Origin of the sequence: Marisediminicola sp. LYQ85, assembly GCF_046600695.1 — a bacterium.
Taxonomy (GTDB): domain Bacteria; phylum Actinomycetota; class Actinomycetes; order Actinomycetales; family Microbacteriaceae; genus Marisediminicola.
Window position 1 is genome coordinate 382,651 of the sequence record NZ_JBKIWO010000001.1, and the last position, 20,190, is coordinate 402,840.

21 protein-coding genes, 2 tRNA genes and 1 riboswitch are annotated in these 20,190 nt (G+C 69.6%); of the genes, 12 read left to right on the top strand and 11 right to left on the bottom strand.

Features of this window, described 5'->3' with window-relative positions; translation table 11 throughout:
* The first annotated feature begins 75 nt into the window (after positions 1-75).
* Genes ACLHG5_RS01760 through dinB form a run of 3 tightly spaced genes read left to right on the top strand, consistent with a single transcriptional unit; the run spans position 76 to position 3,110 of the window.
* Positions 76-813 carry a M23 family metallopeptidase gene (locus tag ACLHG5_RS01760; RefSeq protein ID WP_411315913.1) on the top strand — a complete coding sequence of 246 codons (738 nt, stop codon included), beginning with the start codon at positions 76-78 and terminating at the stop codon, positions 811-813.
* A 44-nt stretch (positions 814-857) separates the two neighbouring features.
* Entirely contained in the window at positions 858-1,781 is a 924-nt protein-coding gene (locus ACLHG5_RS01765) for an oxygenase MpaB family protein (RefSeq protein WP_411315912.1), read from the top strand.
* Between the two features lie 51 nt (positions 1,782-1,832).
* Positions 1,833-3,110, top strand: coding sequence for a DNA polymerase IV (dinB, locus tag ACLHG5_RS01770; RefSeq protein ID WP_411315911.1), 1,278 nt, complete (start codon positions 1,833-1,835; stop codon positions 3,108-3,110).
* A gap of 23 nt (positions 3,111-3,133) precedes the next feature.
* Here dinB and treZ read toward each other — a convergent pair whose 3' ends face one another.
* Genes treZ through glgX form a run of 3 tightly spaced genes read right to left on the bottom strand, consistent with a single transcriptional unit; the run spans position 3,134 to position 9,404 of the window.
* Positions 3,134-4,885 (bottom strand): malto-oligosyltrehalose trehalohydrolase, encoded by a 1,752-nt coding sequence (treZ, locus tag ACLHG5_RS01775; RefSeq protein WP_411317687.1) that lies wholly within the window; start codon positions 4,883-4,885, stop codon positions 3,134-3,136.
* Positions 4,882-7,215: a malto-oligosyltrehalose synthase gene (gene treY / locus ACLHG5_RS01780; protein WP_411317688.1), complete on the bottom strand. Its 2,334-nt coding sequence runs from the start codon at positions 7,213-7,215 to the stop codon at positions 4,882-4,884. Before treY ends, treZ begins: the two co-directional genes overlap by 4 nt.
* A complete protein-coding gene (glgX, locus tag ACLHG5_RS01785) occupies positions 7,215-9,404 on the bottom strand; it encodes a glycogen debranching protein GlgX (RefSeq protein ID WP_411315908.1) in 2,190 nt (729 codons plus the stop codon). The genes treY and glgX overlap by 1 nt, the downstream gene beginning before the upstream one ends.
* A gap of 131 nt (positions 9,405-9,535) precedes the next feature.
* Positions 9,536-9,647, top strand: a riboswitch (TPP riboswitch).
* Between the two features lie 58 nt (positions 9,648-9,705).
* Here glgX and ACLHG5_RS01790 point away from each other — a divergent pair.
* The 5 genes from ACLHG5_RS01790 to ACLHG5_RS01810 are packed head-to-tail and all read left to right on the top strand — an operon-like array spanning position 9,706 to position 14,167.
* Complete coding sequence (locus tag ACLHG5_RS01790) at positions 9,706-10,335, top strand: ECF transporter S component (protein WP_411317689.1); 630 nt, start codon at positions 9,706-9,708, stop codon at positions 10,333-10,335.
* A 47-nt stretch (positions 10,336-10,382) separates the two neighbouring features.
* Positions 10,383-11,873, top strand: coding sequence for an ABC transporter ATP-binding protein (locus ACLHG5_RS01795; RefSeq protein ID WP_411317690.1), 1,491 nt, complete (start codon positions 10,383-10,385; stop codon positions 11,871-11,873).
* A complete protein-coding gene (locus tag ACLHG5_RS01800; protein WP_411317691.1) occupies positions 11,870-12,655 on the top strand; it encodes an energy-coupling factor transporter transmembrane component T family protein in 786 nt (261 codons plus the stop codon). Before ACLHG5_RS01795 ends, ACLHG5_RS01800 begins: the two co-directional genes overlap by 4 nt.
* Complete coding sequence (locus ACLHG5_RS01805; RefSeq protein ID WP_411317692.1) at positions 12,642-13,238, top strand: AAA family ATPase; 597 nt, start codon at positions 12,642-12,644, stop codon at positions 13,236-13,238. Before ACLHG5_RS01800 ends, ACLHG5_RS01805 begins: the two co-directional genes overlap by 14 nt.
* Positions 13,235-14,167, top strand: a complete 933-nt coding sequence (locus tag ACLHG5_RS01810; protein ID WP_411317693.1) for a sulfurtransferase — start codon at positions 13,235-13,237, stop codon at positions 14,165-14,167. The genes ACLHG5_RS01805 and ACLHG5_RS01810 overlap by 4 nt, the downstream gene beginning before the upstream one ends.
* A 54-nt stretch (positions 14,168-14,221) precedes the next feature.
* Here ACLHG5_RS01810 and ACLHG5_RS01815 read toward each other — a convergent pair whose 3' ends face one another.
* The 5 genes from ACLHG5_RS01815 to orn form a co-directional block, all read right to left on the bottom strand.
* Complete coding sequence (locus ACLHG5_RS01815) at positions 14,222-14,503, bottom strand: metallopeptidase family protein (RefSeq protein WP_411316333.1); 282 nt, start codon at positions 14,501-14,503, stop codon at positions 14,222-14,224.
* Positions 14,504-14,574: 71 nt separating this feature from the next.
* Entirely contained in the window at positions 14,575-15,078 is a 504-nt protein-coding gene (locus tag ACLHG5_RS01820; RefSeq protein WP_411317694.1) for a DUF2017 domain-containing protein, read from the bottom strand.
* A 10-nt stretch (positions 15,079-15,088) separates the two neighbouring features.
* Positions 15,089-15,379: an ATP-dependent Clp protease adapter ClpS gene (clpS, locus tag ACLHG5_RS01825; protein ID WP_411316332.1), complete on the bottom strand. Its 291-nt coding sequence runs from the start codon at positions 15,377-15,379 to the stop codon at positions 15,089-15,091.
* 99 nt (positions 15,380-15,478) lie between these two features.
* Positions 15,479-15,554: transfer RNA gene (locus tag ACLHG5_RS01830), tRNA-His, on the bottom strand.
* A 107-nt stretch (positions 15,555-15,661) separates the two neighbouring features.
* A complete protein-coding gene (orn, locus tag ACLHG5_RS01835) occupies positions 15,662-16,285 on the bottom strand; it encodes an oligoribonuclease (protein ID WP_411315901.1) in 624 nt (207 codons plus the stop codon).
* Positions 16,286-16,374: 89 nt separating this feature from the next.
* Here orn and ACLHG5_RS01840 point away from each other — a divergent pair, with 89 nt between their 5' ends.
* The 3 genes from ACLHG5_RS01840 (at position 16,375) to ACLHG5_RS01850 (ending at position 17,082) form a co-directional block, all read left to right on the top strand.
* Positions 16,375-16,653, top strand: a complete 279-nt coding sequence (locus ACLHG5_RS01840) for an oligoribonuclease (protein WP_411315900.1) — start codon at positions 16,375-16,377, stop codon at positions 16,651-16,653.
* A gap of 21 nt (positions 16,654-16,674) precedes the next feature.
* A complete protein-coding gene (locus ACLHG5_RS01845; protein ID WP_411315899.1) occupies positions 16,675-16,935 on the top strand; it encodes a thioredoxin domain-containing protein in 261 nt (86 codons plus the stop codon).
* A 71-nt stretch (positions 16,936-17,006) separates the two neighbouring features.
* Positions 17,007-17,082, top strand: a tRNA-Arg gene (locus ACLHG5_RS01850).
* Between the two features lie 31 nt (positions 17,083-17,113).
* Here ACLHG5_RS01850 and ACLHG5_RS01855 read toward each other — a convergent pair.
* From ACLHG5_RS01855 to ACLHG5_RS01865, 3 genes are all read right to left on the bottom strand, one after another.
* Positions 17,114-18,058 (bottom strand): hypothetical protein, encoded by a 945-nt coding sequence (locus ACLHG5_RS01855; protein WP_411317695.1) that lies wholly within the window; start codon positions 18,056-18,058, stop codon positions 17,114-17,116.
* Between the two features lie 117 nt (positions 18,059-18,175).
* Positions 18,176-18,415, bottom strand: a complete 240-nt coding sequence (locus tag ACLHG5_RS01860; RefSeq protein WP_411315897.1) for a hypothetical protein — start codon at positions 18,413-18,415, stop codon at positions 18,176-18,178.
* A 102-nt stretch (positions 18,416-18,517) separates the two neighbouring features.
* Positions 18,518-19,519 (bottom strand): aldo/keto reductase, encoded by a 1,002-nt coding sequence (locus tag ACLHG5_RS01865; protein WP_411317696.1) that lies wholly within the window; start codon positions 19,517-19,519, stop codon positions 18,518-18,520.
* A gap of 108 nt (positions 19,520-19,627) precedes the next feature.
* On the opposite strand from ACLHG5_RS01865, the gene msrA reads away from it, so the two are divergent.
* Positions 19,628-20,155 (top strand): peptide-methionine (S)-S-oxide reductase MsrA, encoded by a 528-nt coding sequence (gene msrA / locus ACLHG5_RS01870; RefSeq protein WP_411315895.1) that lies wholly within the window; start codon positions 19,628-19,630, stop codon positions 20,153-20,155.
* The last annotated feature ends 35 nt before the right edge of the window (positions 20,156-20,190 follow it).

The window sequence follows — 20,190 nt, forward strand, 5'->3', positions numbered from 1 at the left end:
GCCGCCACCCGCCGCGCGGCAGATCACGCCGCAGGCGCTCGCGCGCACCGGCCGGAGCGCTCGACCCTCGGTGTCATGCGTGCGGGGCGCAAGGTCCTCGCGATGATGGCCGTCGGTGCCGCGATGGCGATGTCGGTCTCGTACGTCATTCCGAACGCCGCGACCGTCGCGACCGCGAACCCCGCCGAAACCGCCTACGACGGAGCGGACGCGCAAGTCGCCGCGCCCGTCACTCCCGGAGCCGCCGGTGCCGCGATCGCGCGCGACTCCTACGGGGTGACCGACAAGCCCGAACCCACTCCGCCGCCCGTCGTGGCCGCCGAAGCTCCCGTGGCCGCCGCCGAAGCGCCGCCCGCAGCCGAGGTGTCCTACGCCCTCTCCCCGTCGACGTCGTCCGCCGAACTGCAGTGGCCTGTGCCGCCGAGCACCGTCATCGCGAGCAGCTACGGCCCGCGCAGTTGCGCGATGTGCTCGAGCTTCCACGAGGGCGCCGACTTCAGCGCTCCCGCGGGCTCGCCCGCATTCTCGATGGCCGCGGGAGTCGTGACCGTCATCAACGCCCCCAACTGGAGCGCCCTCGGAACCCACGTTCGGGTTCAGCACGTGATCGACGGCCAGCAGGTCGAGTCGGTGTACGCGCACTTGCAAGAGGGTTCGCTGCAGGTGTCGGTCGGAGACTCGGTGACCGCGGGGCAGCCCCTCGGAGCCGTCGGATGCACGGGCCGATGCTCGGGAACCCACTTGCACTTCGAGATCCGCCCCGGCGGCGCGGCCGTCGACCCGGTCGCGTGGCTCTCCGCGCGGCTCGGATAGCCGTTCGGGGACGACGCTCAGCGTCACGGGGCTAGCCTCGGCCCATGGGTCGATTCGCAGACAGCTGGCGGTCTCACCTGCTGACCACCCTCTCGGGCAACGACGAGGGTCGACCGCACTGGGTCGCGAAGATCGAGCAGGGCGACGACGCGGGGTTCTTCGGTCCCGGTTCCGCCGCCTGGGCCGTGCACGGCGGTATGCCGACGATGGTCGCGGGAATCCGCGCGCTCCTCATGCAGACCCTCCACCCCGGGGCGATGGCCGGCGTGCACGACTGGTCCCGCTACCGCGACGACCCCCTCGGTCGGCTCTCGGGCACCATCCAGTGGCTCATCACGGTGACCTTCGCCGACACGACACTCGCGACGGTCGAGTCGGGGCGGGTGGGCCGCTTCCACGATCGCGTCGTCGGCACGTACCTCGACGCGAACGGGGTCGAGAAACCGTATGCCGCGGGCGACCCCGAACTGCTCTCCTGGGTGCACGTCGTCTTCACCGACGCGTTCCTCTCCTCGCACGAGCTGTGGGGAGGGCCGATTCCCGGCGGTGCCGACCGCTACGTGTCCGAGTGGTCGAAGGCGGGGGAGCTCGTGGGAGTCTCCGACCCGCCGCGATCGCGCGCCGAGCTCGCGTCGCAACTCGACTCGTTCCGCGACCGCGGCATCCTCAAGACCGACGAGCGCGTCGCGGAGGCCGTGCGATTCATCCGCAACCCTCCGCTCCGGCCGACGATGATGCCGTTCTACCGCATCATGTTCGCGGGTGCCGCCGCCTCTCTCCCCGACCACTATCGCGAGATGCTCGGTCTCCGACGATCGCGATTGCCGGCCGTCTGGGCGACCGGAGTCATCCTCCGCCTCGTGCGCGGGCTCCTCGGGGAGTCGTCGACCTCGGAGGATGCCGCTCGAGCGCGTATCGCGCGCATCCGCTCGTCCCGACGCGAGCCGAGTGACGGTAGCGGCGGCTAGGGTCGTCAGCGTGGCGCGCGGCTCGGCAGCGCGCTCGACAGGAGGAGATCGGTGAGTCGGCAGGACGGCAGCGATCGCCAGGTGAGCGACGAGTCCGTCGACAGCTCGACCGCGACCATCCTGCACGTCGACCTCGACGCGTTCTTCGCCTCGGTCGAACTCCTCGACAGGCCGGAACTCGCCGACCGCCCGGTCGTCGTCGCGGGCAGGTCGATGCGATCGGTCGTGACCGCCGCCAACTATCCCGCGCGCAAGTTCGGGGTCCGCTCGGCGATCTCCCTCGCGCAAGCGATGCGCCTGTGCCCGCACGCCGTCGTTCTCGAGCCCCACCGGGAGAAGTACACGCACTATTCGAAGCTCGTGATGTCGATCTTCGACGACGTCACGCCTCTCGTGCAGCGCATCGGCATCGACGAGGCCTTTCTCGATGTGGCCGGGGCTCGCGGGTTGCTGGGGTCACCCGCCGACATCGGCCGCCTCATCCGGGCGCGCGTGCAGTCCGAGACTCGGCTCACGTGCTCGGTCGGCGCCGCGTCGACCAAGTTCGTCGCCAAGATGGCGTCGCAACGCGCGAAACCCGACGGCCTCCTCGTCGTGCCCGCCTCCGACACTCTCGCGTTCCTGCACCCTCTGCCGGTCGGCTCGCTCTGGGGAGTGGGGGAGACGACGGAAGACGCTCTCGTGTCACGCGGCATCCGCACGATCGGCGACATCGCGGCGACGCCCATCACGGCTCTCGAGCGCGCCGTCGGCGTCGCGGCGGGGGCGAAGCTCCTGGCCCTCGCGAACGGTCGGGACGGCCGCTCTGTCGTGCGGGAGGTCGACGAGAAGAGCGTCGGGCACGAGGTGACGTTCGAGGTCGATGTCGACGACGCCGAGACACTCAGGCGTGAACTACTGCGACAGTCGGATGCCGTCGCCGTGCGTCTGCGGCGTGCGGGGTTCGTCGGCCGCACGATCGTTCTCAAGCTCCGGTACAGCGACTTCCGCACCATCACGCGATCGCGCACGATCACGGAGCCGACCGACCTCGGCCGACGCATCTACGAGGAGGTGCGGGGCATCTACGACGCCCTCGGTGCGCACGACCGGGTGCGACTCATCGGCGTGCGGGTCGAGCAGCTGTCGCCGGCCGAGGCGCAAGTGGCCTCGCTGTGGGACGACGACGAGACCTGGCGTGAGACCGAGAAGGTCGTCGACGGGGTCGCCGAGAGGTTCGGCCGCTCGGCCCTCCGGCCGGCGTCGCTCCTCGGCCCCGCGACCCACCTCGTGAAGCGGGGCAAGCTCGGCGATGCGCGGCAGCGTCGAGTCGACCCCGACGAGGGGTGACCCGCGCCGCCGGCGTCACACCCTCAGCCGAGGATGACCGCGCTGTGCCCGGGGAGCGTCGTGGAGTCGGCGGAGACGTCGGCCGCGGCATCCGTCGACAAGAGCGTCGTTCCGCCCACCGCGAGAGTCACCGGTGACTCGCCGAAGTTGACGGCGATCGTCGTCGCACCGCGACGGATGATCATCGTCCGCTGCGCGTCGGTGTCGACGTGCTCGACCGACAGCTCGGCGAATCGCGGATCGGTGAGGTCGGGAACGGTGCGGCGCACGATCGCGAGTTCGCGGTAGAGCGCGAGAAGTCGCGCGTGATCGCCCGACTCCGCCTCTGCCCAGTCGAGCTTCGAGTTCTCGAACGTCGCCGGGTCCTGAGGGTCGGGCACGACCGCGGGGTCCCAGCCCATCTTCTCGAACTCGCGGATGCGGCCCTCCGCCGTCGCGGTGCCGAGCTCGGGCTCGGGGTGCGACGTGAAGAACTGCCACGGCGTCGACGCCCCCCACTCCTCGCCCATGAAGAGCATCGGGGTGAACGGGCCCGCGAGGGTCAGAACCGCCGCGATCGCGAGCTGACCGTGGTCGAGTGTCGCCGCCAGGCGGTCGCCGATGGCACGGTTGCCGATCTGGTCGTGATTCTGGTTCGTGACGACGAGACGCCACGTGGGCATCGACTCGGTGTCGATGGGCTTGCCGTGGTCGCGCTCGCGGAACGACGAGTAGGTGCCGTCGTGGTAGAAACCGCGAGTCAGCACCTTTTCGAGCGACTCGAGCTTCGCGAAGTCGCCGTAGTACCCGGTCGTCTCACGCGAGAGCGCGACGTGAACGGCGTGGTGGAAGTCGTCGCTCCACTGCGCGAGCAGACCGTAGCCCCCCGCCTCACGCGGGGTGATGAGCGTGGGGTCGTTGAGGTCGGATTCGGCGATGAGGGTGAGCGGCTTGCGCAAGTGGGCCGAGAGCGCATCCGTCTCCTCCGCCATCTCCTGCAGGATGTGCGTGTCGGAGGTGTCGACGAGAGCGTGCACGGCGTCGAGGCGCAGACCGTCGACGTGATAGTCGTCGAGCCAGAGTCGCAGGTTGTCGAGGATGTATCGGCGCACGACGGGCTCGTCGAGGTTGACCGACGACCCCCAGGTGTTGGCGCTCGCCTCGTGCAGGAAGGGACCGAACCGGGGGAGGTAGTTGCCGCTCGGGCCGAGGTGGTTGTAGACGACGTCCTGGATGACGGCGAGCCCGCGCGCGTGGCACGCGTCGACGAAACGACGGTAGGCCTCGGGGCCGCCGTAGCTCTCGCTCACGGCATACCAGAGCACCCCGTCGTAACCCCAGTTGTGGGTTCCGTTGAACCCGTTGACGGGGAGGACCTCGACGAAGTCGACACCGAGAGACACGAGGTGGTCGAGTTTCTCGATCGCCGAGTCGAGGGTGCCACCGGGCGTGAAGGTGCCGATGTGGAGCTCGTAGATGACTCCGCCGCCGAGCTGCCTGCCCGTCCAGTCGGAATCGGTCCACGCGAAAGCGCCCGGGTCGTCGACGCGCGAGAGCGCGTGTACGCCGTCGGGTTGACGCCGCGAGCGGGGGTCGGGCAGCACGGTCTCGTCGCCGTCGACCCGGTAGCCGTAGTCGGCGCCGGGGGTCGCGTCGACCTCGCGCGCCGTCCACCATCCGCCGTCGGCCGAGACCATCGGATGCTCGGTGCCGTCGACCACGAGGGTCATCGCCGAGGCGAGGGGAGCCCAGATGTCGAACGGGTGTGCGGGGGACGACATCGGGGTCGAGGTCATGGCTGAACCGTTTCTGCGGGGACGAGCAAGGCGACGGGATAGGTGGCGAGGAGCTCGGAGAGCGGGATCGTGCCGCCGTCGAATCGACGGTTCGTGAGCACGTCGACGACGGGGCGACCGGCGAGCTCGATGATCGTGTCGTCCCAGCCGCCGTCGCGCGCGAGCCCGAGCGGCAGTCGAGTGGCGACGGTGATGGCGCCGCCGCGGTCGAAGGCGACGACGTTGTCGGCGCGAGCACCGAACGCGGGCACCCCGACGTAGCGGGTGAAGAGCTCGGGGTGGTCACGCCGGGTGCGCAGCGCGCGTGACACGACGAGGAGCTTGGCGACACCCGTCTCGTCGACCTCGGGCATGCTGCCGCCGTCGATCGCCGCGAGGTAGAGCGCGCGCAGACCGAAGTCCACCTCGCGCCTGTTGTCGGGGTCGACGAGCGAGGTCTCCCACAGCTCGCTGCCCTGGTAGACGTCGGGGACGCCGGGGGCCGTGAGCTGGAGGAGCTTGGCGGCGAGCGAGTTGCTCCACCCGGCCGCGGTGATGCGACCGAGAAGGCGATCGAGAACCGCCGCCACGCGCTCGTCATCGAACGCGCTGTCGATGAGCGCGTGCATCCGCGTCTCGAAGTCTTCGGCGGGCGCCGTCCACGCCGTCGAGTCGCCCGCTTCGCGCGACGCCTTCTCGGCGTAGGCGTGCAGTCGCTCGCGTGACGCCGGCCACGACCCGATGATCGCTTGCCAGAGGAGCGACTCGAGGGGACCGTCTCCGAGAGGCGAGAGTTCGCGCAGGTCGCCGAGCGCCGCGGCCCACTCGTCGGGGATCTCGGCGAGCACGCTCAGTCGGGCACGCACGTCTTCGCCGCGCTTGGTGTCGTGAGTCGAGAGGGTCGTCATCGAGGCGGGGTGATTCGCGTGGCGGCGTGCCTGCCTCGCGTGGAACTCCTCGGGTGCCACGGCGAACTCCGAGGGGTCGGCGCCGACCTCGGTGAGGGTTCCGAGCCTCGTGTAGCGGTAGAACGCCGTGTCTTCGACGCCCTTGGCCATGACCATCCCGGAGGTCTGCTGGAACCGCCGAGCGGCCGGGTGGCCGGGATTCTCGAGCACCGGAAGGAGTCGCCCGACCTCGTCGGCGAGGTCGGGCCGGTGGTGACGCGCGAGCTCGGCAGCCTCGTGGAGGTGGTGCAGACCGAGAGGCAGGTAGGAGCGGTAGACCGGGAAGCACGTGAGGACTTCGGCGATCGCGTCGGCCGTGACCCCGCCGACCTCGTCGGGCGCGACGCTACCGAGGTCGCGTTCGATGCGGAGGACTTCCGAGCGCAGGATGCCGTCGGCGATCGACCGCTTCGTCGTGTGGATGAGGGCGGTCCACGAGACCGTGTCGCCGCCCCCGCGCAGCCTCGAGTCGAGCTCGTCGAGGCGCTCGCGCCCCGCGGGGTCGACGAGAACGCGGTCGATCTCGGCGAGAGCGTCGTAGCCGGTCGTTCCCGAGGTCGCCCACGAGGTGGGGAGGGGCTCGTCTCCCTCGAGGATCTTCTCGACGAGCACGTAGGCGTTCGCCGTGACGCCCGCGAGGCGATCGAGATAGCCGCCGGGGTCGGCGAGGCCGTCGGGGTGATCGACCCGGAGCCCGTCGGCGAGCCCCTCGCTGAACCAGCGGGAGATCTCGACGTGCGACTCGTCGAAGACCCACGGGGTCTCGACCCGGATGCCCGCGAGAGTGTTGACGGCGAAGAAGCGGCGGTAGTTGAGCTCGGCGTCGGCGCGACGCCAGTTCATGAGCTCGTAGTTCTGCCGCGCGTGCACCTCGGCGGGCGAGGCTCCGTCGTCGGCGGTGCCGGGGGCGATCGGAAAGCGGTTGTCGAAGTAGCGCAACTCGCCCGCGACGATCTCGAGGTTGTCGAGCTCCGACGCGCCCTCGGTGTCGTCACCGAGCACGGGGATGCGCACCTTGCCCCGGCCGAACTCCCAGTCGACGTCGAACGCCTCGGCGTAGCGCGACTCGCGCCCGTGGGTCAGGAGGTCCCACCACCACACGCTCTGCGCGGGGGTCGCGACACCGACGTGGTTGGGGACGATGTCGACGAGCACCCCGAGCCCGGCCTCGCGCGCGGCGGCCGATGCGGCCGCGAACCCGTCCGCCCCACCTCGCGCGGGATCGATGCTCGCGTGGTCGGTCACGTCGTAGCCGTGATCCGAGCCCTTCTCCGCGGTGAGGATGGGCGAGAAGTACACCCAGTCGGCACCGAGGTCGTGCACGTAGCGCGAGACCGCCGCAGCCGACCGCAAGTCGAAGGACTCGCGGATCTGCAGCCGGTAGGTCGAGACGGGAACGCGCATCAGAGGCTCGACGGGTCGATCACCGGGATCGACTGGGTCATCGCGAGAGACGCGGCGACCGAGTGGTCCGGTTCGGCTTCGGGCTCGGTGAACGCGCGCAGGACGACGAGCGATTTGGCGCCGATCGGCACCATCGCGCCCGCAGCGAGCGGCGGACTGTCGGCGCCGGCGCCCGCGGTGTCGACGACCGTCTCCCACTGCCCCGAGTACTCGTCGGCCGGGAGCTGGAACTCCACGACGTCGTCGTGAGCATTGAAGTAGACGAGGAAGTTGACGTCGGTGATGCGCTCGCCGCGAGCATCCCGCCCGCGGATTCCGCTGCCGTTGAGGAACACGCCGATCGAGCGGCCGAAACCGGAGTCCCAGTCCTCGGGCTCCATGACGCCGCCGTCGGGTGTGAGCCACACGATGTCGGGGAGCGGCTCACCCTCGGTGCGTCGCACGGGGCGGCCGTCGAAGAAGCGAGCCCGGCGGAAGGTCGGGTGCTCGCGACGCAGCTTGGTGACGGCGGAGACGAAGTCGCTCAGCGGCTTGTCCGCACGATCCCAGTGCACCCACGAGATCTCGCTGTCTTGCGCGTAGGTGTTGTTGTTCCCGCCCTGGCTGCGCCCGAGCTCGTCACCGTGGAGCACCATCGGCACACCCTGCGAGAGCAGGAGAGTCGCGAGGAAGTTGCGCTGTTGACGCGCGCGCAGCGTCTGGATGCGCGGGTCGTCCGTCGGCCCCTCGACCCCCATGTTCCACGAGCGGTTGTGCGATTCGCCGTCGTTGTTGTCTTCGCCGTTGGCGTCGTTGTGCTTCTCGTTGTACGACACGAGGTCGGTGATCGTGAAGCCGTCGTGCGCCGTGACGAAGTTGATCGACGCGACCGGGCGGCGGCCATCCTGCTCGTAGAGGTCGGCCGAGCCCGTGAACCGTGAGGCGAACTCGCCGAGCGTCGCGGGCTCGCCGCGCCAGAAGTCGCGGACGGTGTCGCGGTACTTACCGTTCCACTCGGTCCACTGCGGCGGGAAGTTGCCGACCTGGTATCCGCCGGGCCCGACATCCCACGGCTCGGCGATGAGCTTGACCTGAGACACGATCGGGTCTTGCTGCACGAGCTCGAAGAATGTCGAGAGCTTGTCGACGTCGTAGAACTCGCGGGCGAGCGCCGACGCGAGGTCGAAGCGGAAACCGTCGACGTGCATCTCGGTGACCCAGTAGCGGAGCGAGTCCATGATGAGCTGGAGCGAGTGCGGGTGGCGCACGTTGAGGGTGTTGCCCGTGCCGGTGTAGTCCATGTAGAACTGCTCGTCGTCTTCGACGAGGCGGTAGTACGCCTCGTTGTCGATGCCGCGGAAGCTCAGGGTCGGGCCCATGTGGTTGCCCTCGGCGGTGTGGTTGTAGACCACGTCGAGGATGACCTCGATGCCGGCGTCGTGCATCGAGCGCACCATGCCCTTGAACTCCTGCACCTGCTGGCCGAGATCGCCCGTCGAGGCGTACTCGTTGTGCGGGGCGAAGAAGCTGATCGTGTTGTAACCCCAGTAGTTGCGCAGACCCTTGTCGAGCAGCGTGGAGTCTTGAACGAACTGGTGAACCGGCATGAGCTCGATCGCGGTCGCACCGATGCGCTGGAGGTGCTCGATGATGACGGGGTGCGCCAGTCCCGCGTAGGTGCCGCGCTGCTCCTCGGGAACGTCGGGGTGCAGCTGCGTGAGCCCCTTGACGTGGGCCTCGTAGATGACGCTCTCGGCGTAGGGCACCTTCGGGTGACGGTCGCCCGCCCAGTCGAAGAACGGGTTGATGACGACGCCGAGCATCATGTGCGCGGCGGAGTCGTCGTTGTTGACCGAGAGCGGGTCGCCGAAGTTGTAGCTGAAGAGCGACTGATCCCAGTCGAAGGTGCCGCACGTCGCCTTGGCGTACGGGTCGAGGAGGAGCTTGTTCGCGTTCGCGCGCTTGCCCGATTCGGGGTCGTATTCGCCGTGCACGCGGTATCCGTAGCGCTGACCCGGCTGGATCTGCGGCAGGTAGCAGTGCCAGACGTAGGCGTCGACCTCGTGCAGTTGCACGCGGGTCTCGGTGCCGTCCTCCTCGAAGAGGCACAGCTCGACTTTCTCGGCCGCCTCGCTGAAGAGGGCGAAGTTCGTTCCGCTGCCGTCAAAAGTGGCGCCCAACGGGTAGGCGGATCCAGGCCAGGTTTCCATGCGTTTCCTTCGATGAGGGGTCGCCTAACCGTAACCGGTCCCCGCGTCGACGGCAGCGCGACCACGGGTGCTTGACACGGGGGCCGCGGAGGACATCGAAAGTGCCCGCGGCGGCGATCGCGTCGTATGCTGGTCGAGAACACGGGAGTCCGGTGAGCCGGGCTGAGAGGAAGCTTCTCCAAGCTTCGACCGTCGAACCTGATCTGGATCATGCCAGCGCAGGGAGGCAGATTCTCTCCGGGTCGTGGCAACCGCCGCGCCCCACACCCGTGCCCGCTTCAGAGACTGAAAGGGCACGACAGTGCACACCACAACACCAGAAACATCCACCCCCACCGGTCGCCGCATCACCTTCCGGTGGCGCGTCGTCGATATCGTCGTCGCGAGCGTTCTCGGAGTCGCCGCCGCCCTCGTCTTCTTCGCCTGGAATCAGCTCTACACCCCCGTCACCGCGCCGTTCGAGGCCTTCCTCCCCGGATCACAGGCGCTGCTCTACGGTGTCTGGCTCTTCGCGGGCGTTCTCGGCGCCCTCGTCATCCGCAAGCCGGGTGCCGCGCTCTACACCGAGCTCGTCGCCGCGGTCGTCTCGGCGCTGCTGGGTGCGCAGTGGGGCGGGTTCGCGACCATCCAGGCGGGCCTCGTTCAAGGCCTCGGGGCCGAACTGGTCTTCCTCCTGTTCTTCTACGCGAACTGGAAGGTCGGAGTCGCGATCCTCGCCGGTGCCGGCGCGGGCGTCGCGATGGCCATCAACGACCTCCTCCTCTGGTACCCCGGTGTCGGCTTCAGCTTCCAAGCCATCTACGCGGTCTCGGCCGTGATCTCGGGCGCGGTCATCGCCGGGCTCGGATCGTGGCTGCTCGCACGGGGACTCGCGAAGACGGGAGCGCTCGGCCGATTCGCCTCCGGCCGCGAGGCCACGGAACTCGTCTGAGCCCGCGAATACATGCGTGAGGACGACCAGCGGATGACGGCGCCCGGATGACGTCGGCGGACGACGATCGAGGTGCCAGCGTCGATATCGCCGGCTGGGGATGGCGGCACGCCGGGCGCGCCGCCTGGGCGCTGCGCGGGGTGGACCTGCGCATCGAGCCCGGGGAGAGGGTGCTTCTGCTCGGAGCCTCCGGCGTGGGCAAGTCGACGCTCGTGCACGCCCTCGCGGGCGTTCTCGGGGGTGACGACGACGGCGAGAGCGAGGGGTCGCTCCTCGTCGACGGGTTCGCCCCCGACGCGGTGCGCGGCACGGTCGGTCTCGTGCTCCAAGACCCCGATGCGAGCGTCGTTCTCGCGCGCGTCGGCGACGATGTCGCGTTCGGGTGCGAGAACCTCGGGGTGCCGCGCGCCGAGATCTGGCAGCGGGTCGACCGCGCTCTCGAGGCCGTCGGACTCGATCTGCCTCTCGCGCACCCGACAGCGCAACTCTCCGGCGGGCAGAAGCAGCGCCTCGCTCTCGCGGGAGTGCTCGCGATGCGACCCGACCTCCTCGTGCTCGACGAACCGACCGCCAACCTCGACCCCGACGGAGTGCTCGATGTGCGCGGCGCCGTCGACAGGGTGCTCGAGTCGACCGGGGCGACCCTCGTGGTCATCGAGCACCGCGTCGAGGTCTGGTGGAACCTCGTCGATCGCGTCGTCGTGCTCGGGCCGGGAGGGTCGGTGATCGCGGATGCCCCGCCCGACGTGATTCTCGAGACCGCAGCCGACGCGCTCACCGACATCGGGGTGTGGATTCCGGGGCAGAAACCCGATCGCCCCGAGCGGGAGCAGGCACCCGACGACGTCGTGCCTCTCCTCCGCACCGCAGACCTCGCGGTCGGCCGGGCGAAGACCGTCGTGCACTCCGCTCTCGACGTCGAGGTGCTCGGCGGTCGGTGTCTCGCGATCACCGGACCGAACGGCGCGGGCAAGTCGACCCTCGGCCTCACCCTCGCCGGGCTGCTCGCCCCGGTCTCCGGAACGGTCTCTGCCACTCCCGCGCTCGCCGGGTCGCTCACGGCGTCACCCCTCTCGTGGCGCTCGAGCGACCTCGTGAGCCGCATCGGCACCGTCTTCCAGGACCCCGAGCACCAGTTCGTGACCGCGACGGTGCGCGAGGAGCTCGAGGTCGGCGCCCGCGCGACCGGGCTCGACGAGGCATCCGCCACCTCTCGCGTCACCGCTCTGCTCTACAGGCTCAGGCTCACCGCTCTCGCGCGAGCCAACCCCTTCACGCTGTCGGGCGGCGAGAAGCGGCGTCTCTCGGTCGCGACGATGCTCGTCACGGCACCGCGCGTGCTCGTTCTCGATGAGCCGACCTTCGGGCAGGACGCCCGCACCTGGCGCGAACTCGTCGACCTCCTCGCCCAGCTGCTCGATGCCGGCACCGCGGTCGTGTGCATCACGCACGACCGGGATCTCGTCGACGCCCTCGCCGACGTCGAGCTGCGGATGAGCGCGGACGGCCACATTCTCGCGACCGCGAGTTCGTCGTGAGCATCCTCACCCCCGTCGCGGGGCCCCAGGCGGTGTACCGCATCAATCCCGTCGCGAAGCTCGGGGCGGCGGCGATCGTCAGCATCGTTCTCGTTCTCAGCATCGACTGGGTCTCGGCGTCGGTCGCGCTCGCGTGCGAGGCCGTGCTCTTCCTCTTCGCGGGCCTCACCCCCCGCCGCTTCTTTCTGCGCACCCTGCCGATCTGGATCGCCGCGCCGCTCGGGGGCATCACGACCCTGCTCTACGGGCGCGAAGACGGCGAGGTCTACGCGCGTTTTCTGCTCATCGTCGTGAGTGACGGGTCGATCGAACTCGCCATCGCGACGACCCTGCGCGTGCTCGCGATCGGGCTCCCGGCCGTCGTGCTCTTCGTCACCGTCGACCCGACCGACCTCGCCGACGGACTCGCGCAGGTTCTGCGGCTCCCGGCTCGCTTCGTGCTCGGGGCGCTCGCCGGCCTCCGACTCGTCGGCCTCTTCGCCGACGATTGGCGCTCGCTCGAGCTCGCGCGCCGGGCGCGCGGCATCGGCGACACGGGCAGGCTCCGGCGCTTCGCCGGGCAGGCGTTCGCGCTGCTCGTGCTCTCGGTGCGACGGGGCACCAAGCTCGCGACCGCGATGGAGGCGAGAGGGTTCGGATCGTCGACCCCGCGCACGTGGGCACGCGAGTCGCGCTTCTCCTGGCCCGAGTGGACGCTCATCGCGATCGCCGTGGTCGTCGCGACCACGGCGACGACGGTGTCGGTCGCGCTGGGGGAGTGGAACTTCATTGTCGGCGGCTGAGGGTCACGCGAGTGCCGTCGAGGTCATTCTCGGGCGCGTCGCCGCGCAGCACTCGCACGTCGAGGGGCTCTCCGGGCGTCCGCCGGTGGTGCTCATCGACGGCCGGTCGGGCGCGGGCAAATCCACGCTCGCCGAAGCACTCGTCGCCCGATGGCGCGACTCCCGCGTCGTCGACCTCATCCGGCTCGACGACATCTACCCCGGCTGGTCGGGGCTCCGCGCCGCGAGCGAACACGTCACCGAGCACGTGCTCGAACCGCACGCGCGAGGCGTCGACGGTCGCTGGAGACGCTGGGACTGGAAAGCGGATACCGCGGCCGAGTGGCACGGCGTCGACGCGGGATCGGCGCTCGTCGTCGAGGGCTGCGGCGTCGCGAGCGCGGCCAACCGGGCGCTCGCGACGACGACCGTGTGGGTCGAACTCGACGAACCCGAGCGCCGACGCCGCGCCCTCGAGCGCGACGGCGACACGTTCGCCCCGCACTGGTCGGCGTGGGCGCGCGACGAAGCCCGCTTCATCGCGCTCGAGTCGCCGCACACATCCGCCGATCTCGTGATCGACGGCCGTAGCATTGCGCCGTGACGACCGCAGCCCAGCCCACCGCAGCCCAGACCACCGCGCCCCCGACGATCTCCGCGCCGCAACTCGTCGCCCAGCTCGCGGGCCCCACCCCGCCCGTCGTGCTCGACGCGAGCTACCTCCTCGAGCACCCCGAGTTCGACGGCGACTACCGCTCGACCGACGCTCGTGAGGGCTTCGAGCGGGCCCACGTTCCCGGCGCACTCTACGTCGACGTCGCGCGCCAGTTCTCCGACCCTCGCGGGTCGACGCACTACACCCACCCCTCGCCCCAGGCCGTCGTCGACGAACTCGCGCGGCTCGGCATCGGTGAGGGCGCGCCTGTCGTCGTCTACGACACGACGCAGACGATCTTCGCCGCGCGCCTCTGGTATCTGCTGCGCTGGGTCGGCGTCGACGCGCGCGTGCTCGACGGCGGGCTCGCCGCATGGACGACGGCGGGGCAGGACGTCGAGACCGGCCCGACGGCGCCGCCCGCCGCCGTCGCCCCGTGGTCGGCGCGCGAGACCCGCGCGGCCTGGGTCACGCGGACCGAGCTCGTCGCGCGGGCGACCGCCGACGAGCGCCCCCTCGTGTGCGGTCTGCCCGCGGGGAGCTTCGCGGGAACCGCCGTCAGCCGCTACTCGCGCCGCGGTCGCATCCCGGGGAGCGTCAACGTCTCCGCTCGCGCCCTCTTCGCCCCCGACGGCACAATGCTGCCGGCGGCCGAGATCGCCGAGGCCTACCATGCGGCGGGAGTGGACGGCGCCGAGGAGGTGCTGCTCTACTGCGGAGGCGGCATCTCGGCGTCGGCGAACGCACTCACCCTCGCCGCGATCGGCATTGACTCGGTGCGCATCTACGACGGCTCGCTCGAAGAGTGGTCGACAGACGAGAGCCTGCCACTCGAGACGGATGCGGAGACACCCGGGACCGCGCACGCGGAACGCTGACCGGGCCCGGGCCCGCGCCGGCACCCGCGCCCGCGCCGGCGCCCGGGGCGAAGCTCAGGCCCAGCCGAGCTCGTGCAATTGGTCGTCGTCAATGCCGTAGAAGTGGGCGATCTCGTGCACGAGGGTCACGTGGATCTGGTCGCGCAGCTCCTCGAGGTCGGCGCACGCGGCGAGCAGAGGCTCCCGGAACAGCACGATCCGGTCGGGCAACTCCCCGAAGCCGTAGGTGCCCCGCTCGGTGAGGGCGACACCCTCGTAGATTCCGAGGAGGTCGAGCGAACCGTCGTCGGGGCGATCCTCCGTGACGAACACGACGTTGTCGAGTCCGTCGACCATCTCGTCGGGGAGCTCGTCGAGCTCGGCGACGACGAGCCTGTCGAACTCCTCGCCGTCCACATCGTCGGGGCTCACGGCTCGTCCACGGCGTCGACGAGCGAATCCTGCACCCAGCCGAGCCAGTCGTAGATGTCGCCGAGCATGAGCATCTCGTCGCTCGGAGGCGCGGGGTCGTCGACATCCGAATCCGAGATCCCGAGTCGCACGGCGAGCATGAGACGGATGTCGGTGAGCGAGCGCAGCCAGGCCCCGACCGCGGCCTCGTCGAGCAGCACGGCGGTCTCGGTCTCGGCCGTCAGGCACTCCGCGACGTCGGCGATGATGCGCTGCGCGTTGCCGATCTTGCGCGCGCCCAGGCCATCCGCGGTGAACCGACGGAACTCCGCGGCATGGTCACTGTCGGCGTAGGCGTCGGGCAGGAGGCGCGCGAGAACCGGATCGGCGGGCGCCGCGTCGTCGCGACGAGTGCTCAGCACCCCGGCGACCTGGCTCGCGAGCTGCGTCAGCAGGGCCGCCTCGACGGGCTCGAACTCGGCGGAGACCAGTCCGCGGTCCGCGCGCGTGAACGCCTTCACGATGCGGTGCTCACGAGTCGTCCCGCTCGAGGGTCGCCCAGAGGCCGAAATCGTGCATGGCCTCGACGTGGCGTTCCATCTCCTCGCGGGAACCGGTCGCGACCGTCGCGCGCCCGTCGTTGTGCACCCCGAGCATGAGGCGCTCGGCACGCTCGCGCGAGAAACCGAAGTAACTGCGGAACACCCACGAGACGTAGGTCATGAGGTTGACGGGGTCGTTCCAGACGACCGTCGACCAGGGCGGCGCCGTGCGCGGGGCCTCGACGACCTCGGGGTCGAGCACGCCGACGGGGGACGAGATCGTCACGACCGCTCCCTTCCTCCATGGTCACACCCGGCCGAGCCTCCAGCAGGCGGGACCCCCAACAGAAAGGCCCCGCCGAAGCGGGGCCCACTGTATTGGGGTGAACGACGGGGCTCGAACCCGCGACATCCGGCTCCACAAGCCAGCGCTCTACCAACTGAGCTACGCCCACCACGAGTCGCAACCGCAGAACTGCGACGACGACAACCACACCATCGTAATACACGAACGCCGACCGCGGCGAACGCGCCTGATGCGGCGAATCCAGACGCGGCGCTATCAGCCCAGGCGCGGGGCGAAACTCTCGACGACCGACGACGCGACCGCGGCTGCCTCGTCGCTCGACGGCCCGGGGTCGGCCACGAACGCGGCGAGACGGTAGTACTGCAACTCGCGAATCGACTCGAGGATGTCGGCGAGAGCGCGGTGGCCGCCGTTCTTCGACGGCGCATTGAAGTACACGCGCGGGAACCACCGCTTCGCGAGCTCCTTGATCGACGAGACATCCACCGAGCGGTAGTGCAGGTGACCGTCGACGCGCGGCATGAACTTGGCCAGAAACGCCCGATCGGTGCCGATCGTGTTTCCGGCGAGCGGAGCGAGCTGACCCGACGGCACGAACTTGAGGATGTACTCGAGCACCGCGAACTCGGCGTCGGCGAGGCTCACGCCGTTCGGCACCTCGTCGGCGAGGCCGGACGACGCGTGCATCTCGCGCACGAAATCGCCCATGTTGTCCCACGCAGACTGGTCGGGCCTGATGACGACCGAGAATCCATCGTCGACCGGCTCCAGATCGAAATCGGTCACCACCACCGCGACCTCGACGAGCTCGTCGACAGCGAGATCGAGTCCCGTCATCTCGCAGTCGATCCAGACGAGACGATCCGCAGCAGTACCCATGGGCCGAGTCTAACGTCGAGCCCCCGACGCCCCGGCCGAGCAGCAGGGTGGGGAGGAGACGGCGCATCGGAGCGTGGTAGGACTGGACTATGACAGAAACCACACCCTCCATCGAGCGCGGCGACGAATACCTCGTCATCTACGTCGGCGGACCCTACGACGGACAGACCGACCAGCGCATCAGCACCGACGGCTCGTGGGACACCACGGTGACCGCGATCGCGGCCGTCGACGGCAAAGAGACCCTCGAGAATTACGACATCGTCTCCGCCACCGAGGTCGACGGCAAAGTGCACGCCACCTACCGCTGGGACAAAGCCGACAGCGAGCCCGCCGAAGACCCCGAAGACCGCGGCGGCCGGCAGTAGCCGGCACACCCTCCGCGCGGCATGACACTGCTGTTCTTCTCCTCGGCGTTCTGCGACCCGTGCGCTGAAACGCGCGCCGTACTCGTCGACGTGGAAAAGCTCGTGCCGGCCGTGCGCATCGTCGAGCTGGATGTCGCCGCCCACACCGCCGAAGCGGAGCGCGCCGGCATCCGCTCGACCCCCACCATCGTGGTGCTTGACGCGAGCGACGCCGAAGTCTTCCGCGCCGAAGGCGTGCCCACGCGCGACCACGTGCTCGTCGCCCTCGCGAAAGCGATCTGACCCCGACGACCGCTCGCGAGCGTCACGACCGCGCGCCACACGCGCTGAGGTATCGTGGGACCGCCCTCCGCGCCTCCGTAGCTCAGGGGATAGAGCAGGAGCCTTCTAATCTCTTGGTCGCAGGTTCGAATCCTGCCGGGGGCACCATGCCGCCGACGCGGGCCGCCCAGCCCTGCGCTTACCGGCCGTCGTCGCCCACGTGCGGCGGATTGATGCGCTTGCTCACGCTGTTCGCGTTGACGGGGGGCGAGTAGATGTCGTCGCCGCGGTCCTCCGCGAGATCGTCGTCCTCGCCGGCGGGCGACGGTCCCTGCGTCGACGGCGTCGATGCGGACGCCGGACGCGGCGCCCCGGTCGGCTCAACGAGCTCGGGCGACGCCGGCATCGCGACAGTCGTCGCGGGATCGTTCTCGATGACGGCGGCGGGCGACTGAGCCGACGGCGCGCTCGCGACCGCGGGGGTCAGCGGAACCGGGTTCGACGCACCCGCGCGAGGAGCAAGACTGCGCGGGGCAGCGGCGGGCGCGGCGTCCGCGGGGGCCGGTGTCGCCGCTGAGCCCGAGCCGCTCGACGCCTGCCCGGCCGCCCACGCCTCCTGCTGTGTGACGAGATCTTTCGAGTTCTTGGAGTCCTCGTATGCCCACAGCTCGAGGTCGTTCTTGAAGAGCTTCTTCGCGCGCGACGGCTTCGCCTGCCACGTGACCATCCGGTCGCGGAACTCGAGGAGCGATTGCTCGGCCTGGAAGCTGAACGAGATCGAGTCGTTCTTCATCGACGCGATCTGGTGCGCGGCCCAATCGGCGGCGAGACCCGAACCGGGAACGGCGAGGAGTCGCACGCGCACATCGGCTTCGCTCGCCACGTGGTCGGCGTGCTGCTGCTCGGGCACGCTCAGGGTGTTCCACACCGACGCCTTGCGCGCGGCGCCGATCATCGTCGCGACGGCGGCGATGCGGTTCTCCCGGTCGTTGAGGGTGATGAGACGCTTCGTCGACCCGCGCCCGATGAGGGCCGCCACGAGGCCGGCGACGACGATCGCCACGAACGGGATGATCGCGCTCACGACGACGGTCTGCCCGTCATTCGAACCGAACCACTCGAGAAAGTCATTCCACCACTGCATAGGGGCAAGATAGCCCGCCGCGGACCCGCCGCGTCGGCCATCGCCCGAGTGTCACGACAATGCGGGTCGGATGAGGCTGCGGCTAGCGCCAGCGCAGGCGAGGGCCGCGCGTCGTCGTCAGCCGCGGAAGCACGCGAGAGCGTCGTTCATCGCCCAGAACTCGCCGTCGACCATGAATCGGCGTTGACGCGCGAGGAACCTCTTGGCACGGAACCGTTGGCCTGCCGGGGCCGTGAACCGCTCGACGTATCCGAGCACGTCCCCATCGGCGGTCGTGACCCTCCAGAGTTCGTCGTGCAGTTGCACGACGCCGAGGCCGGTCGGGCGGCGGATGTCGACGAAATCGAGAGTGGGCATCATTCCTCCTGTCGCGCCGCCGGCCCGGCTGCTGTGTCGACTCGACGCTAAACGCGACGGGCGACATTCAGGAGTGCGCGAACATCCGCCCGCCTCTGCGGGTCAGCGCGCGGTGCCGTCGACGGCGAACTCGTCGATCGCCGTCACCTCGTCGTCGGTGAGCGCGGCGCCGTCGAGGGCCCCGAGGCTGTTCTCGAGCTGCGTGACACTCGACGCGCCGATGAGTGCCGAGGTGACCTGAGGCTGACGCAGAACCCAGGTGAGCGCGAGCTGCGCGAGGGTCTGCCCGCGACCGCGGGCGATCTCCTCGAGCCCGCGGGCGCGGTCGAGGTAGGTGTCGCTGATGGTCTCCGAGTTGATCCATCGGCCCTCGGCCGCGCGCGAGTCGGCCGGAATGCCGTCGAGGTAGCGGTTCGTGAGCAGCCCCTGGGCGAGCGGCGAGAAGACGATGCTGCCCATACCGAGGTCGTCGAGCACGGGGAAGAGCCCGTTCTCGATGTGCCTGTCGAACATGTTGTAGCGCGGCTGGTGGATGAGCAGGGGGATCTTGTGCTCGGCGAGAGCCGCGTGCGCGGCGACCGTCTGCTCGGGGTCGTAGTTCGAGATGCCCGCGTAGAGCGCGCGGCCCGACTGCACGGCCGTGGCGAGAGCACCCATGGTCTCCTCGATGGGAGTCTCGGGGTCGGGGCGGTGGTGGTAGAAGATGTCGACGTAGTCGAGGCCCATGCGGTCGAGGCTCTGGTCGAGCGACGAGAGCAGATACTTGCGCGAACCGAAGTCGCCGTAGGGGCCCGGCCACATGTCGTACCCGGCCTTCGACGAGATGATCATCTCGTCGCGGTAGGGGCGGAAGTCGCGCGCGAACACCGTGCCGAAGTTGGACTCGGCGGCGCCCGCATCCGGTCCGTAGTTGTTGGCGAGGTCGAAGTGGGTGATGCCCAGATCGAAAGCGCGGCGGAGGATCGCCCGCTGGGTGTCGAGCGGTCGGTCGGAACCGAAGTTGTTCCACAGGCCGAGGGAGATGGCGGGGAGGCGCAGACCGCTCCGGCCCACTCTCGGGTAGTCGACGGACTCGTAGCGATTCTCTGCAGCGACATAGCTCATGCTGCCAGCCTAGGGCGGCGCGGGCACCGGGGAATGGTGGAGCGGCATCCGGTGTTCAGGTGAGAGGCCGCACAGGAGATCCCGCGGCCGGGAAAGTAGGGTCGAACCATGCAGACTTTCGTACTCGCCGGTGGATGTTTCTGGTGCCTCGACGCGGTTTACCGCGTACTCAAGGGAGTGGAGTCGGTCGTCTCCGGCTACACGGGAGGCGACACCGCCTACCCGAGCTACGAGGCGGTCTGCACCGGTCGCACCGGCCACGCCGAAGCGGTCGCCGTCACCTTCGACCCCGACGTCATCCCCGCCGACGTCATCCTCGACGTCTTCTTCACGCTCCACGACCCGCGCCAACTCAACCGCCAGGGAGCGGATGTCGGCACGCAGTACCGCTCGGCGATGTTCTACACGGACGACGCGCAGCGCGCTCTCTTCGAGTCCGCTCGGGACCGCGCATCCGAGATCTGGGACGGCGGAATCGTCACCGAGATCTCACCCCTCGGCGAGTGGTTCGAGGCCGAGTCCTACCACCAGGACTTCTTCGCCAAAAATCCCGGGCAGGGATATTGCATGGCCGTCGCGCTCCCCAAGGTAAATAAGGTGCGCAAGTCGTATTCTGAATACATCCTCGCGTCCTGACGCTCCTCGCGTCGGTCGCCGAGGGTCACGAGAGA

Coding starts and splice junctions, on each gene's coding strand:
- ACLHG5_RS01760 (WP_411315913.1), top strand. CDS start 76: ATGCGTGCGGGGCGCAAGGTCCTCGCGATGATGGCCGTCGGTGCCGCG.
- ACLHG5_RS01765 (WP_411315912.1), top strand. CDS start 858: ATGGGTCGATTCGCAGACAGCTGGCGGTCTCACCTGCTGACCACCCTC.
- treZ (WP_411317687.1), bottom strand. CDS start 4,885: ATGACCTCGACCCCGATGTCGTCCCCCGCACACCCGTTCGACATCTGG.
- treY (WP_411317688.1), bottom strand. CDS start 7,215: ATGCGCGTTCCCGTCTCGACCTACCGGCTGCAGATCCGCGAGTCCTTC.
- glgX (WP_411315908.1), bottom strand. CDS start 9,404: ATGGAAACCTGGCCTGGATCCGCCTACCCGTTGGGCGCCACTTTTGAC.
- ACLHG5_RS01795 (WP_411317690.1), top strand. CDS start 10,383: ATGACGTCGGCGGACGACGATCGAGGTGCCAGCGTCGATATCGCCGGC.
- ACLHG5_RS01815 (WP_411316333.1), bottom strand. CDS start 14,503: ATGGTCGACGGACTCGACAACGTCGTGTTCGTCACGGAGGATCGCCCC.
- orn (WP_411315901.1), bottom strand. CDS start 16,285: ATGGGTACTGCTGCGGATCGTCTCGTCTGGATCGACTGCGAGATGACG.
- ACLHG5_RS01840 (WP_411315900.1), top strand. CDS start 16,375: ATGACAGAAACCACACCCTCCATCGAGCGCGGCGACGAATACCTCGTC.
- ACLHG5_RS01845 (WP_411315899.1), top strand. CDS start 16,675: ATGACACTGCTGTTCTTCTCCTCGGCGTTCTGCGACCCGTGCGCTGAA.
- ACLHG5_RS01855 (WP_411317695.1), bottom strand. CDS start 18,058: ATGCAGTGGTGGAATGACTTTCTCGAGTGGTTCGGTTCGAATGACGGG.
- ACLHG5_RS01860 (WP_411315897.1), bottom strand. CDS start 18,415: ATGCCCACTCTCGATTTCGTCGACATCCGCCGCCCGACCGGCCTCGGC.
- ACLHG5_RS01865 (WP_411317696.1), bottom strand. CDS start 19,519: ATGAGCTATGTCGCTGCAGAGAATCGCTACGAGTCCGTCGACTACCCG.
- msrA (WP_411315895.1), top strand. CDS start 19,628: ATGCAGACTTTCGTACTCGCCGGTGGATGTTTCTGGTGCCTCGACGCG.